A 13,114-nucleotide genomic window follows, 5' to 3' on the forward strand; every position below is an offset into this window, starting at 1 on the left:
CGCCGCTCTTCCGGCGCGACACCTGCGGCACGTCGACCCGGAAACCCGGCCGGCGGGCCCGCAAGGCAGCACAATCGAACAACACCCGACTTCAGAAAGGTGAGGGGGTGACGCGCTGATGGCCCAACGAGAATGGGTCGAGAAGGACTTCTACAAGGAGCTCGGCGTCTCCTCTGACGCCAGCGCCGACGACATCAAGCGTGCCTACCGCAAGCTGGCCCGCGACCTGCACCCCGACACCAATCCCGATCCGGCCGCCTCCGAGCGGTTCAAGGCGGTGTCGGAGGCCCACAGCGTCCTGTCGGATACGGCCAAGCGCAAGGAGTACGACGAGACCCGAAGGCTGTTCGCCGGAGGCGGTTTCGGTCGCGGCGGCCGGTACAGCGGCAGCACGTTCGGCACCGGTGGCGACGGTGCCGAGTTCAACCTGAACGACCTCTTCGACGCGGCAGGCCAGACCGGCGGCGCGAACATCGGCGACCTGTTCGGCGGGCTGTTCGGCCGGGGTGCCGCCCAGCCGCGGCCGACCCGGCCGCGGCGCGGCAACGACCTCGAGACCGAGGCCGAACTGTCGTTCCTGGAAGCCACCAAGGGCGTGGCGATGCCGCTTCGGCTGACCAGCCAGGCGCCCTGCACGAATTGCCATGGCAGCGGCGCACGCCCGGGCACCAGCCCGAAGGTGTGCCCGAACTGCAACGGCTCGGGCGTGGTGAACCGCAACCAGGGCGCGTTCGGCTTCTCCGAACCCTGCACCGAGTGCAAGGGCAGCGGCTCGATCATCGAGCACCCCTGCGGCGAGTGCAGCGGTTCCGGCGTCACCACCCGGACCCGGACCATCAACGTCCGGATCCCACCGGGTGTCGAGGACGGTCAGCGCATCCGGCTGGCCGGCCAGGGTGAGGCAGGGCTGCGCGGGGCGCCGTCGGGTGACCTGTACGTGACCGTGCACGTCCGCCCGGACAAGGTGTTCGGCCGCGACGGTGACGACCTGACCGTGACGGTGCCGGTGAGCTTCCACGAGCTCGCGCTTGGCACAACACTTTCGGTGCCGACCCTGGAAGGCAAGGTCGGCGTGCGGGTGCCACGTGGCACCTCCGACGGCCGCATCCTGCGGGTGCGCGGTCGAGGTGTGCCGAAGCGGTCGGGTGGCCATGGCGATCTGCTGGTCACGGTGAAGGTGGCGGTGCCACCGAATCTCGAGGGCGAGGCTGCCGAGGCACTGGAGGCGTACGCGAAAGCCGAACGCGCCAGCGGATTCGACCCGCGGGCGGGATGGGCGGGTGCGTGATGCCCAAGCGTGCCGACGACGCCCGCACGTTCCTGATCTCGGTGGCCGCTGAACTCGCAGGCATGCATGCGCAGACGCTGCGCACGTACGACCGGCTCGGTCTGGTCAGCCCGCAGCGCAGTTCTGGTGGCGGACGGCGGTATTCGGAGCGCGACGTCGACCTGCTGCGGGATGTGCAGCGGCTGTCCCAGGACGAGGGCGTCAACCTGGCCGGGATCAAGCGCATCATCGAGCTGACCAATCAGGTCGAGGCGCTGCAGTCACGACTCAAGGAGATGGCCGCCGAGATCGACGAGTTGCGCGCCGGTCAGCGGCGCGATGTCGCGGTGTCGTCCACCAAGGCACTGGTGGTCTGGCAGCCGCGGCACAAGCGCTAGTCGATGGTGATGGAGAACGTGGCGGTGTCCCCGGAGTGCGGCCCGGTGCCGGGCTCCGCCGTCCGGTACCCGCCACGCCGCAGTGCATCGGTCGGCGCGGCCATCGGCTCGATGCCGACGACGGCATCGCTGCCGGGCGCGAAGAGTTGCGCGGCGGGATAGCCGCGGACATAGGTGACCTCGATACGCCGGTCGCCGCCGGACAGCGCGAACACCGCGCCCTCGGGCACCTCGTCGAATCCGTCGTCGAGTTCGCGGCGTCCGAGCGGCTCGGATTCGGCGGCCCACTCGGCGTGTTCCCCGGTCGGGATGCCGCGGTCGTCGGTGGGCAGCCGCCGCATGGCCGGCGTCTGCAGCACCCACTCCTCGCGCGGGACCCCGGGCACCGTGAGGTACGGGTGATACCCGTAGCACAGCGGCACCGGGGTGTCGGTGGACGGCGCCACGGTGGTGGCCACGGTCAGCCTGCGGTCGGCCAGTGTCACCGACATGGTCAGGACGTGCGGGAACGGGAACGACTCCATCAGCCGCGGCGTCGCGCCCCAGTCGAGGCTCGCGACCAGCCGGTGGCCGTCCTGTTCGACGACGTCCCAGCCGGGATCGGCGGCGAGCACACCGTGGATGGGTGCGCCGTGTTCGTCGGCGCGCACCCCCGCCTCGCCCGGGGTCAGGGCGACCTGCGTGCCGTCGACGTCGTAGGTGTTGGCGCCCAACCGGTTGGCCCACGGGTACAGGATCGGGATGCCCATCGTCTTGCCCGCGGCGATGTAGGCCTCCACGCCGCGGCGCTGGCCGAGGAACTCGACGCCGTCGTCGGCCAGCGACGTGCAGATCATGCCCGCCGACGGGACGTATGTGGCGGTCAGCGAGGACGACGGATCGCGCAGGGTGACAGGGTTGTGGTCAGGCATCGTCCGAGTCTTTCACGGACGGTCAGCCGGCGAGCGGGTCGTGTTGGATCCGTTCGGCCGGTGCGCCTTTGGTGATCAGTGCGGCCCTGGTCGCCTCGACCATCTGGGGACCCCCGCAGACCAGGATCTGCCGGTCGCCCCAGTTGCCGTACCGGGTCACCACGTCCGGCAGCAGGCCGGTCTGCCGGACGTGCAGGCCACGCGGAGGTCGGACGTCGGGGAAGTCGGCCGCCCACGGCGGATCGGTGCTGAACTCCGACACCGGCGTCACCGAGAGCCACGGGTTGGTCGACGCGACCTGCCACAGTGTCTTCAGATCGTAGAGTTCGCAGGGAAATCGGGCGCCGAAGAACAGGTGCACCCGCGGGTTGTCGCCGAACCGGGTCATGTCCATGATCAGGGTGCGCAGCGGCGCCAGCCCGGTGCCGCCCGCGACCATCAGCACGTCCCCGCCGGCCCGGTCGACGTGCAGGCCGCCGTGCGGGCTGGACAGCCGCCACCGGTCGCCCGGCTGCGTCTCGCCGACGATGGCGGTGCTCACCATTCCGCCGGGCACCGACCGGATGTGGAACTCGATCGCCCCGCCGCGGTCCGCCGGAATGGACGGGCTCAGGTAGCGCCAGCGCCGGGGCCACTGCGGCACTTGCACGGTCACGTACTGGCCGGGGTGGTAGAAGAGCGGCTGGTCGAGCTGCAGCCGCACCACCGACACGTCCCGGCAGGCCCGGATGTGTTCGATCACGGTGCCGTCGCAGTAGGCCGGCGCCGCCTCGGCGTCCGCGGCGCCGCGCATCACGCCGGTGACCAGGGTGACCGCGTCGTGGGTGGCCTCGGCGAGCCGGTCGTCCCATCGGTCGCTAAGCCGGTCGCGAAGCGCGGTGGACAGCGCGTGGGCCATGGAGTCGTAATGTGCCTGAGTGACACCGTATTTGCGGTGGTCGCGACCGAGCTGAGCGAGGAACGCCACCGGCTCCTCGGCGCGCTGGGCGATCAGTTCCCCGAACAGCCAGGTCATCGCCTGGGCGAAGACTCTGCGCTGCTGCTCCATGTCCGGGGGGAACAGGTCGCGTGCCGAGAGGTCGATGGCGAACCAGTGGGTGTAGAACCGGCGGATCGTCTCGTCGGAGCCGAGGGCGGGGTCGACGGCGTCACGCAGCAGCGTCAGCGCGTCACGGTCGTCGAGTCCCACGCCGTTCGAGTCTAAGTGACCCGGCTGCGGCGCATCGCGGCGATGACCACGAGCGTCGCCCCGAAGGCCGCCCAGCAGGTCAGGACGGCGATCGCGGTGCCGGCTCCGTTGCCGGAGAAGAACGCCGTCGACCGCAGCAGTGTCGCGGTGGCGCCCTGCGGCAGGAGCTGGCCCAGCTGACCCCAGCCGCTGGGCAGCAGTTCCGGCGCGGAGGCCAGGCCCGAGAGCGGGTTGCCGAGCAGCACGGCCAACGCGGCGCCGGCGATCAGGCCTGGCCGGCCGAACAGCGATCCGAGGCCGAGCAGCAGCAGCCCGGATGCCAGCACGCCGAGCGTCAGTCCGGCGGCCACGCCCCATAGGTTCTGGTCGATGGAGCCGAAGGCATAGCGCAGCAGGGCGGCGACGGTGAGGCCGGCCACCGGTGCATACAGGACGACGGCCGCCAGGCGCGTCCACACCTCGCGGCGCAGCACGAGCACCAGCGCGACTGCCGGCAGCAGGCCGGCCAGGGTGATGGGCAGCGCCGAGGCGGGAAGGCCGACGCCACGGGGATCGCCCGCGGTGGGCGGGGCGAGGTCCTCGGTGGGGATGGGGGCACTCCTCTCTTGGGCGAGGCCGTTGCCGAGCTGGGTGAGCATCTGGGCGACGGCCGGGCCCGCGCCGGTGGCGATGAGCAGGCGCGGGCCGTCGGGTCCGATGGCGATGCCGCCGTAGACGTCGCGGTGGAGGATCGCGTCCCGCAGGGCGGTCTCACCGGGGAAGTAGGTCACCGCGAAGGCGCCGGGAGCCTGGCGGTCGAGCCGTTCGGCGATCTGCCCGTTGGCGGCCTGCGGCCCGGCGATGCCGATCGGGACGTCGTGGGGCGCCGACTTGGTGGCGGGCAGCGCGAAGGCGATCGCGACGGTGGCGAGCACGACCGTGAGGACGGCGAGGATCCCGGCGGCCCGCAGCGCCGCCGGCGGTTCGTGGGTGGGCACCGCGTGCTGGGCGTGCGGTGCGGATGTCGTCGCCATGACCGCTCCTTTTCATTGAGTGTTGAATTCGGTGCGGCGAGCGTAACGCCATGGCTGCACATTTTCAACAACTATTGAAATGATAATCTCGTCGCATGGCCCCACCAGCGAAGACGACGCGGCGCCGCGGCCGGCGGCAGGGTGAGCCGGTGTCGCGGGACGCGGTGCTGGCCGCGGCCAAGAAGCGGTTCGCCAGCGAGGGGTATGAGCGCACGACGTTGCGCGCGATCGCCGACGACGCCCACGTCGACCCGTCGATGGTGCTCTACCTGTTCGGCTCGAAACTCGACCTGTTCCGCGAATCGCTGCGGCTGATCCTGGAGCCGCAGATACTCGTCGACGCGCTGTCGGATGGCGACGGCGACGTCGGTACCCGGATGGTGCGGGTGTATCTGCGGATCTGGGAGTCGCCGGAGACCGGGCCGAGCATGGTGACGATGCTGCAGTCGGCGACGTCCAACACCGACGCACACGAGGCGTTCCGCAGCTTCATGCAGAACTACGTGCTGACCGCCGTCGCCGGGGTGCTCGGCGGCGACGAATCGGCCCGGCTGCGCGCGATGCTCGCGGCGACCACACTGGTCGGCACCGCGATGCTGCGCTACGTCATGAAGATCCCGCCGCTGGCCACGCTGACCGGCGACGAGCTCGTCGGCCTGCTCGCACCCACCGTGACGCGCTACCTCACCGCCGATGCCGACGAGCTGGGTCTACCCGGCCCATCGGCGTGACGCATTAGCCGAGTCCCCACGTCCGCCATGCGCAGTGCTTCGACGCGCATGCGACGCGCCATCGGGATACCGTTCTGCGACGGGGGCCCCGGCACCTCCTCGCGGTCCTGTTGTGCGTCACGTGCCATGAGGACGACCGACGAGGGATGACCATGACCACTGACGTCCACTACGGGCACATCTTCCACCTGAAGGGCCGCCCGACCGTCACCGAGGCGGCCGCCGCGCTGGTGTCCGTCCCGGACGGGGCGTTGGTGGTGGGTTCCGACGGCAGGGTCCTGTTCGCCGGCGAAAGAGCCGCAGTGCCGGCCGAATACGCGTCGGCGACGGTGCACGACCAGCGCGGCGGCTACCTGCTGCCGGGGTTCGTCGACACTCACATCCACTTCCCCCAGACGTATGCGGGGGACTCCTACGGCGGCGGTCAGCTGCTGGAGTGGCTCACCAACTGCATCTTCCCGTCCGAATCCAGGTATGCAGAACCCGAATTCGCGCAGGAGGCGGCGGTGGAGTTCACCCGGCGCCGGGTCGCGGCGGGCACCACCGCCGCGATGGTGTTCGGCTCGGCGTTCCCGCACGCGCAGGACGCCTTGTTCAGCCAGACGCAGAAGGCGGGCCTGCGGATCGTGTCGGGCCGGGGCATCCAGACCCGCGGCCCAGCCAGCGCCGAGCCGCTGATCACCTCCGAGGAGGACGCGATCCGGCTGACGCGCGAGGAGATCGTGAAGTGGCACGCCGCGGACACCGGCGACGTGGACACCGCGCTGTTGCACGTGGCGATCGTGCCCAGATTCTCACTCGCGGTGACCACCGAGACCCTGAAGAATCTCGGTGAGCTGTACGACGAGTTCCGCGACTGCGGCGTCTACGTACACACCCACCTCAACGAGAACAACCGCCCGGGCACCGGCGAGGTCGACTCCACCAAGCGCGAGTACCAGGTGGACACCTACCTCGACACCTACGACGGGAAGTTCCTTCCGGGCTCGCAGGTCGGTGGCAAGAGTCTGCTGGGCCCGCGGACCATCCTCGCGCACTGCGTGCACTGCCAGGACGTCGAACTGGCGCGGATGGCGGAGACCGGTACCTCGATCGCGCACTGCCCGGTGTCGCAGCTGTTCCTCGGCTCGGGAACCATGCCGTGGAAGCGGACCATCGCCAGTGGTGTGAACGTCGCCGCGGGAACGGATTTCGGTGGGGGAGACGAGTGGCTGGTGCCGCGGGTGCTCGGTGACGCGTTCAAGCAGCACATCAGTGAGGACGGCGCGGCCGGCGTCTCGCTGCATCCCGCCGAACTGCTGTTCCTCGGAACCCTCGGCGGTGCGCGGGCCCTCGACATGGAGGACAGGTTCGGCAACTTCGACGAGGGCAAGGAGGCCGACTTCGTGGTGGTGCAGCCCGCAGGCGCCCTGAAAGGATTGCTGCGCAACGCCGTCCGTGCCGATGATGCCGCTCTCGCGCGTGACCAGACGCTCTTCGCGCTCCTGATGGGTCTGCGGGAGTCGTCGATCGCGGAGGTGTACGTGCAGGGCCGGCGCGTGGTCGCCTAGGACTTTCGAACCCAAGGACCAGGTGACCGCGGTGTCGGTGTTCCGACTACATCACGCCGTGAATGCCCTTGTACAGCAACAGAAGACCGATGACCACGAGGATTCCGGCGACGAGCAAGGCGTGCCTGCGCTCCAGCCAGTCGCCGACCCCGCGCAGCGTCGGGTCGAGGCGTTGGGTGAACAGTGAGTACGCCACGATGGGCAGCAGCACCGTCGAGCCGGCGACGAGGACGAAGTAGACGACGGCCGACCACGCGCCCAAGACGCCAAGGCCGCTGCTGCCGATCGCCATACCCGAAGCGGCGCTGATGAAGAACACCTTCGGGTTGACGACCACCAGCGTCAGCGCGGTGAGGAACGCGCGGGCGGGCGACAGCGTGGTCAACGAGGTCATCCACTTCGGCGAATGCGTGTCGCCGCGCCGCGTCCAGCGGAACACCCCGAGCCCGATCAGGCTGACGCCCACGACGATCCGCAGCCACGACGCCCACGCCGGTGGCTTGTCGAAGTCGCCGATCAGGCCCGACACCAGCAGGAAGACGGCGGCGAGTGCGAAGAGTCCGAGCAGCCAGCCGGCCAGGAAGGACAGGCCGGCGGGCCGTGGCCGCGGTGAGCGGAGCACCAGCACCGCCGGGATGATCGACAGCGGTGACAGTGCGATCACGAGCGCCAGGGGAATCAGTTCGACCAGTTCCGACACCCAACGCCCGGTCATGGTGTTGAACCTAGCAAGCGCAGGCGCCGGATCGTGGTTCGACGGGGCGCGTCGTCAGCCTGGAATCCGCAGTGCTTCGGAGACCGCGGCGTACATGATGGTCTTGATCGCCCCGAGGGTGCCGGGATCCTTGCCGAGTATCGGTTGCAGCCGTTGCACGGCGGCGTCGACGATGCCGTCTTCGGGGGCGGTGTCATCGACGAGGGCGGCGGCCTGCGCTTCCGGGCCGCCGTAGCGGTGCCCGGTGGTCATGGCGGTGACGGCGGTCTGCGGGGGGAGCTTCGCCTGGATGAGCGCCGCCATGCCTGGGGTGAAGGGGATGCGGATGTCCACCTCGGGGAAGCAGAAGTAGCCGCGGTCGTCGCGCATGACGCGGTAGTCGTGGGCGACCGCGAGCATGGAGCCTGCGCCGAATGCGTGGCCGTTCACCGCGGCGACGGTCGGTAGCGGGAACGTCAGCAGGCGGGCGAGGAGTTCCTGCACCCGCCCGACGTACCAGCCCAGCCGATCGCCGTTCGCGCCGAGCCAGTCGAGGTCGAGGCCGTTGGAGTAGAACTTGCCGATTCCGGTGGTGATCAGCGCCTGCGCGTTGGTCGTGACCTCGTCGAGCTGGGTGTTCACGGTGTCCAGCCAGTCGATGGAGAAGCGGTTCTCGTCGTCGCCGAGGGTCAGCACGGCGATGGTGTCGCGGTACTCGAGTGTCGAGGGCATCAGGGTTGTCCTTTCGTGGAGTGGAGATAGGGGCTCAGGGGGTGGGCGGCGGAATGGTCAGCACGGCGCGCACGGCCGCGGCCAGCCGCTCGCGCGCGGCGGGGTCGGCGGTGCGGTCGCCGTGCAGCAGCAGTGCGGTCGGGAGTTCGACGACGCAGTCGCGGATGACAGCGACGGACTGTCTGTCCGCACGGCCCCACAGGCTGCGCGACAACCGCACGAAGAGCGCTCCGAGCGCCGTGTCGAGTCGGCGCAGCTGATCGGCGACGCCATCCGGCACCTCCCCGGACCGGAGTAGTTCGTCGCGGGGAACGTTCAACAGGAACCGCGTCGAGGTCGGCTTCCGGTCAAAGAACAGCGCCGGGCAGAGTGCCGCCACGACAACGGCCTCCACCGCGCTCGCGCCGGCGGCGTCGTCCCCGCCGGTGAGCGCCTGTTCGACGACATCGCGCTGGAGCTGCAGGAAGCTCTCCGCGGCCCGTACCCACGCCCGGCCGAGCAGCCCGGCCCGTGATCCGAATGCGTGGTAAAGCGCGCCGTTGGACACCGACGTCGCCTCCGACAGGGCGCGGATCGTCACCGCGGCGGGCCCGGCGGAGACCGCGAGCTCCTCGGCGGCGTCGAGCACACGGTCGAGGTCGTGCACGCGCGGCCGGGGCATGGCTGCCACCATAACAGAGCGCTTGCTCTGTAATTGATGTGATGAGTCCGGCAGTGTCGAGGGGTCTACCTACAGACGACGATTACGAGAGAAGGGAGTGCTCATGTCGATCGAGCACGTACTGGCCGTGGTCCCGGTGTCCGACCTCGAGAAGAGCCGGCAGTGGTACACCGCGCTGTTCGGGCGCCCGGCGGACAACGACCCGATGCCCAGCCTCACCGAGTGGCAGGTGAATCCGGGCGCATGGGTGCAGGTGTTCGTGGATCCCGAGCGGGCGGGGAAGGGGCAGCTCAACGTCGCGGTCGACGACCTCGAGGCTCACCTCGGCGAATTGCGCGGCCGGGGCATCGAGCCCGGCGACATCGTCGAGGCCAACAAGGGCGTGCGGTTATCGCAGGTCGCCGACCCGGACGGCAACGTCATCGGCGTCATCGGGGGCTTCCGGCCCGACTACTGAGGTCGCGGGAAACTTTCTAGACTTGAGCGGAACAGACTCAACCTTGACGACGTTGAACATGCGGACAAGCATTTTGACCACCCCGTAGAGACTGAATCGGAGGTTGTGGTGGATTCGTTCAACCCGACGACCAAGACGCAGGCCGCGCTCACGTCGGCACTGCAGGCGGCCACCGTCGCAGGAAACCCGCAGATCGCCCCCGCGCATCTGCTGATGTCGCTGCTCACGCAGAACGACGGCATCGCCGCCCCGCTGCTCGAAGCCGTCGGCGTCGAACCGGCGACGATCCGCGCCGAGGCGCAACGGCTCGTCGACCGGCTGCCCAGCGCCAGCGGCGCCAACAGCCAGCCCCAGCTGAGCCGGGAGTCGCTGGCCGCGATCACCGCCGCCCAGCAGCTGGCCACTGAGATGGACGACGAATACGTCTCCACCGAGCACCTGCTGGTCGGCCTGGCCACCGGCGACTCGGACGTCGCCAAGCTGCTTACCGGCGCGGGCGCGTCGCCGGAGGCCCTGCGCGAGGCGTTCACCAAGGTCCGCGGCAGCGCCCGCGTCACCAGCCCCGATCCCGAGGGCACCTACCAGGCCCTGGAGAAGTACTCCACCGACCTCACCGCCCGTGCGCGGGAAGGCAAGCTCGACCCCGTCATCGGTCGCGACACCGAGATCCGTCGCGTCGTGCAGGTGCTGAGCCGTCGCACCAAGAACAACCCGGTGCTGATCGGCGAGCCCGGTGTCGGTAAGACCGCGATCGTCGAGGGCCTGGCCCAGCGCATCATCGCCGGCGACGTGCCGGAGAGCCTGCGCGACAAGACCGTCGTCTCACTCGACCTCGGCTCGATGGTGGCCGGTTCGAAGTACCGCGGTGAATTCGAGGAGCGACTCAAGGCCGTCCTCGACGACATCAAGAACTCGGCCGGTCAGATCATCACGTTCATCGACGAGCTGCACACCATCGTCGGCGCCGGCTCCACCGGCGATTCGTCGATGGACGCGGGCAACATGATCAAGCCGATGCTGGCCCGCGGCGAGCTGCGGCTGGTCGGCGCCACCACGCTCGACGAATACCGCAAGTACATCGAGAAGGACGCCGCTCTGGAGCGCCGCTTCCAGCAGGTCTACGTCGGCGAGCCGTCGGTCGAGGACACCGTCGGCATCCTGCGTGGCCTCAAGGAGCGCTACGAGGTGCATCACGGCGTGCGCATCACCGACTCCGCGCTCGTCTCCGCTGCCACCCTCTCTGATCGCTACATCACCGCCCGGTTCCTGCCGGACAAGGCCATCGACCTCGTCGACGAGGCCGCGTCGCGGCTGCGGATGGAGATCGACTCCCGGCCCGTCGAGGTCGACGAGGTCGAGCGGCTGGTCCGTCGCCTCGAGATCGAGGAGATGGCGCTGGCCAAGGAGGAGGACGCCGCCTCGAAGGACCGGCTGGTGAAGCTGCGGTCAGAACTGGCCGACAAGAAGGAACAGCTCACCGAGCTGACCACCCGGTGGCAGAACGAGAAGCACGCCATCGACGCGGTCCGCGAGCTCAAGGAACAGCTCGACGCGCTGCGTCAGGAATCCGAGCGCGCCGAGCGCGACGGTGACCTGGCCAAGGCCGCCGAGCTGCGCTACGGCCGCATCCCCGAGGTCGAGAAGAAGCTCGACGCGGCGGTGCCCCAGGCCGAGGCGCGTGAGGACGTGATGCTCAAGGAGGAGGTCGGCCCCGACGACATCGCCGAGGTGGTGTCGGCGTGGACCGGCATCCCCGCCGGCCGGATGCTCGAGGGCGAGACCGCCAAGCTGCTGCGCATGGAGGACGAGCTGGGCAAGCGCGTCGTCGGCCAGAAGAAGGCCGTGCAGGCCGTCTCGGACGCCGTCCGCCGCAGCCGCGCCGGGGTCGCGGACCCGAATCGGCCCACCGGGTCATTCATGTTCCTCGGGCCCACCGGTGTCGGTAAGACCGAGCTGGCGAAGGCGCTGGCCGAATTCCTGTTCGACGACGAACGCGCGATGGTCCGCATCGACATGAGCGAGTACGGCGAGAAGCACTCGGTGGCCCGCCTGGTCGGTGCGCCTCCCGGCTACGTCGGTTACGACCAGGGCGGCCAGCTGACCGAGGCGGTGCGGCGTCGCCCGTACACGGTGATCCTGTTCGACGAGATCGAGAAGGCCCACCCGGATGTGTTCGACGTGCTGCTGCAGGTGCTCGACGAGGGCAGGCTGACCGACGGTCAGGGTCGCACGGTCGACTTCCGCAACACCATCCTGATCCTGACGTCCAACCTGGGCGCCGGTGGTTCGGAGGAGATGGTGATGGCGGCGGTGCGCTCGGCCTTCAAGCCGGAGTTCATCAACCGCCTCGACGACGTCATCATCTTCGACGGGCTCAATCCCGAGGAGCTGGTCTCGATCGTCGACATCCAGCTGCAGCAGCTGGCCAAGCGGCTGGCGCAGCGCCGCCTCACCCTCGAGGTGTCGCTGCCCGCGAAGAAGTGGCTCGCCCAGCGCGGATTCGATCCGCTCTACGGCGCCCGGCCGCTGCGCAGGCTGATCCAGCAGGCGATCGGCGACCAGCTGGCGAAGCTGCTGCTGGCCGGTGACGTGCACGACGGCGACGTGGTGCCCGTCAACGTGAGCGCCGACGGCGACGGGCTGGTGCTCGGCTGACCTGATACGCCGAGACTGCGGTCAGATCGCGATTCGTAGACGGATCGCGATCTGGCCGCAGTTTCGCGTTCGAGGTCGATACTCCTGTGACTGGAGAGACGCATGACAGTCGACGAGACGCGGTTGTGACCAACTTGAGTTCGGGCGAAAGCGGTACCAGCAAGTAGGCTAGGACCAATGGTCCCGCTCTGGTTCACGCTGTCCGCGCTCTGCTTCGTGGGTGCGGCCGTGCTGTTGTACGTCGACATCGACCGTCGACGCGGGCTCGGCCGCCGCCGGAAGTCCTGGGCGAAATCGCACGGCTTCGACTACGAACACGAGTCCGCCGACATCCTCAAGCGCTGGAAGCGCGGAGTCATGTCGACCGTCGGCGACGTCAACGCCCGCAACGTGGTGCTCGGCCAGATCCGCGGCGAGGCCGTCTTCATCTTCGACCTCGAGGACGTCGCGACCGTGATCGCGCTGCACCGCAAGGTCGGCACGAACGTGGTCGTCGACGTGCGCCTCAAGGACATCAAGGAACCGCGCGAGAACGACATCTGGCTGCTCGGCGCCATCGGGCCGCGGATGGTCTACTCCACCAACCTCGACGCCGCACGGCGCGCCTGCGATCGCCGGATGGTGACGTTCGCCCACACCGCCCCGGACTGCGCCGAGATCATGTGGAACGAGCAGAACTGGACGTTGGTCAGCATGCCGGTCACCAGTACCCGCGCCCAGTGGGACGAGGGCCTGCGGACCGTGCGGCAGTTCAACGACCTGCTGCGCGTCCTGCCGCCCGTCCCGCAGCCCGCCGCCAGCCAGCCTGCGCCCAGGCGCAGCGGCTCGCCGAGCCGTCCGCTCAAGCCGGCCCCCG

The 13,114-nt window shown here is 69.4% G+C and carries 13 protein-coding genes; 7 read left to right on the plus strand and 6 right to left on the minus strand.

Features of this window, described 5'->3' with window-relative positions; all coding sequences use genetic code 11:
- The first annotated feature begins 118 nt into the window (after window positions 1-118).
- Both dnaJ and Q2100_RS14030 read left to right on the plus strand, forming a co-directional pair.
- Complete coding sequence (gene dnaJ, locus Q2100_RS14025; RefSeq protein ID WP_264013735.1) at window positions 119-1,288, plus strand: molecular chaperone DnaJ; 1,170 nt, start codon at window positions 119-121, stop codon at window positions 1,286-1,288.
- A complete protein-coding gene (locus Q2100_RS14030; RefSeq protein WP_302914560.1) occupies window positions 1,288-1,665 on the plus strand; it encodes a heat shock protein transcriptional repressor HspR in 378 nt (125 codons plus the stop codon). The genes dnaJ and Q2100_RS14030 overlap by 1 nt, the downstream gene beginning before the upstream one ends.
- Here the strand turns inward: Q2100_RS14030 and Q2100_RS14035 are convergent.
- The 3 genes from Q2100_RS14035 to Q2100_RS14045 are packed head-to-tail and all read right to left on the minus strand — an operon-like array spanning window position 1,662 to window position 4,778.
- The gene (locus tag Q2100_RS14035) at window positions 1,662-2,576 is read right to left on the minus strand and encodes an aldose 1-epimerase (RefSeq protein ID WP_302914561.1); all 915 of its coding nucleotides are present in this window, start codon (window positions 2,574-2,576) and stop codon (window positions 1,662-1,664) included. The genes Q2100_RS14030 and Q2100_RS14035 overlap by 4 nt on opposite strands.
- 22 nt (window positions 2,577-2,598) lie before the next feature.
- The gene (locus Q2100_RS14040) at window positions 2,599-3,765 is read right to left on the minus strand and encodes an FAD-binding oxidoreductase (RefSeq protein ID WP_302914562.1); all 1,167 of its coding nucleotides are present in this window, start codon (window positions 3,763-3,765) and stop codon (window positions 2,599-2,601) included.
- A gap of 11 nt (window positions 3,766-3,776) precedes the next feature.
- Entirely contained in the window at window positions 3,777-4,778 is a 1,002-nt protein-coding gene (locus Q2100_RS14045) for an ABC transporter permease (protein WP_302914563.1), read from the minus strand.
- A gap of 95 nt (window positions 4,779-4,873) precedes the next feature.
- On the opposite strand from Q2100_RS14045, the gene Q2100_RS14050 reads away from it, so the two are divergent.
- Together Q2100_RS14050 and Q2100_RS14055 are read left to right on the plus strand one after the other, a co-directional pair.
- The gene (locus tag Q2100_RS14050; RefSeq protein ID WP_302914564.1) at window positions 4,874-5,509 is read left to right on the plus strand and encodes a TetR/AcrR family transcriptional regulator; all 636 of its coding nucleotides are present in this window, start codon (window positions 4,874-4,876) and stop codon (window positions 5,507-5,509) included.
- 152 nt (window positions 5,510-5,661) lie between these two features.
- Window positions 5,662-7,059 carry an amidohydrolase family protein gene (locus tag Q2100_RS14055; RefSeq protein ID WP_302914565.1) on the plus strand — a complete coding sequence of 466 codons (1,398 nt, stop codon included), beginning with the start codon at window positions 5,662-5,664 and terminating at the stop codon, window positions 7,057-7,059.
- A 46-nt stretch (window positions 7,060-7,105) separates the two neighbouring features.
- Here Q2100_RS14055 and Q2100_RS14060 read toward each other — a convergent pair whose 3' ends face one another.
- From Q2100_RS14060 to Q2100_RS14070, 3 genes are read right to left on the minus strand one after another with little or no spacing between them, the layout of a single operon-like run.
- Window positions 7,106-7,774 (minus strand): GAP family protein, encoded by a 669-nt coding sequence (locus Q2100_RS14060; protein ID WP_302914566.1) that lies wholly within the window; start codon window positions 7,772-7,774, stop codon window positions 7,106-7,108.
- Between the two features lie 54 nt (window positions 7,775-7,828).
- The gene (locus Q2100_RS14065) at window positions 7,829-8,485 is read right to left on the minus strand and encodes an enoyl-CoA hydratase-related protein (RefSeq protein ID WP_302914567.1); all 657 of its coding nucleotides are present in this window, start codon (window positions 8,483-8,485) and stop codon (window positions 7,829-7,831) included.
- Between the two features lie 34 nt (window positions 8,486-8,519).
- On the minus strand, window positions 8,520-9,146 hold the full coding sequence (locus tag Q2100_RS14070) for a helix-turn-helix domain-containing protein (RefSeq protein WP_302914568.1): 627 nt from the start codon (window positions 9,144-9,146) through the stop codon (window positions 8,520-8,522).
- 103 nt (window positions 9,147-9,249) lie between these two features.
- Between Q2100_RS14070 and Q2100_RS14075 the strand changes: the two genes are divergently transcribed.
- The 3 genes from Q2100_RS14075 to ttfA form a co-directional block, all read left to right on the plus strand.
- Window positions 9,250-9,603, plus strand: coding sequence for a VOC family protein (locus Q2100_RS14075; protein WP_302914569.1), 354 nt, complete (start codon window positions 9,250-9,252; stop codon window positions 9,601-9,603).
- Window positions 9,604-9,711: 108 nt separating this feature from the next.
- Window positions 9,712-12,258, plus strand: a complete 2,547-nt coding sequence (gene clpB / locus Q2100_RS14080) for an ATP-dependent chaperone ClpB (protein ID WP_302914570.1) — start codon at window positions 9,712-9,714, stop codon at window positions 12,256-12,258.
- 177 nt (window positions 12,259-12,435) lie between these two features.
- Window positions 12,436-13,114, plus strand: a 679-nt coding sequence (gene ttfA / locus Q2100_RS14085) for a trehalose monomycolate transport factor TtfA (RefSeq protein WP_302914571.1), incomplete at its 3' end; no start/stop codon positions are given.

The organism is Mycolicibacterium arseniciresistens, assembly GCF_030519285.1.
GTDB lineage: Bacteria > Actinomycetota > Actinomycetes > Mycobacteriales > Mycobacteriaceae > Mycobacterium > Mycobacterium arseniciresistens.

Bases quoted from the DNA above. Each gene is read 5' to 3' on its own strand.
- Q2100_RS14055 (WP_302914565.1), top strand. From the start codon at position 5,662: ATGACCACTGACGTCCACTACGGGCACATCTTCCACCTGAAGGGCCGC.
- dnaJ (WP_264013735.1), top strand. From the start codon at position 119: ATGGCCCAACGAGAATGGGTCGAGAAGGACTTCTACAAGGAGCTCGGC.
- Q2100_RS14045 (WP_302914563.1), bottom strand. From the start codon at position 4,778: ATGGCGACGACATCCGCACCGCACGCCCAGCACGCGGTGCCCACCCAC.
- Q2100_RS14075 (WP_302914569.1), top strand. From the start codon at position 9,250: ATGTCGATCGAGCACGTACTGGCCGTGGTCCCGGTGTCCGACCTCGAG.
- Q2100_RS14060 (WP_302914566.1), bottom strand. From the start codon at position 7,774: ATGACCGGGCGTTGGGTGTCGGAACTGGTCGAACTGATTCCCCTGGCG.
- Q2100_RS14065 (WP_302914567.1), bottom strand. From the start codon at position 8,485: ATGCCCTCGACACTCGAGTACCGCGACACCATCGCCGTGCTGACCCTC.
- Q2100_RS14050 (WP_302914564.1), top strand. From the start codon at position 4,874: ATGGCCCCACCAGCGAAGACGACGCGGCGCCGCGGCCGGCGGCAGGGT.
- Q2100_RS14070 (WP_302914568.1), bottom strand. From the start codon at position 9,146: ATGCCCCGGCCGCGCGTGCACGACCTCGACCGTGTGCTCGACGCCGCC.
- Q2100_RS14030 (WP_302914560.1), top strand. From the start codon at position 1,288: ATGCCCAAGCGTGCCGACGACGCCCGCACGTTCCTGATCTCGGTGGCC.
- Q2100_RS14035 (WP_302914561.1), bottom strand. From the start codon at position 2,576: ATGCCTGACCACAACCCTGTCACCCTGCGCGATCCGTCGTCCTCGCTG.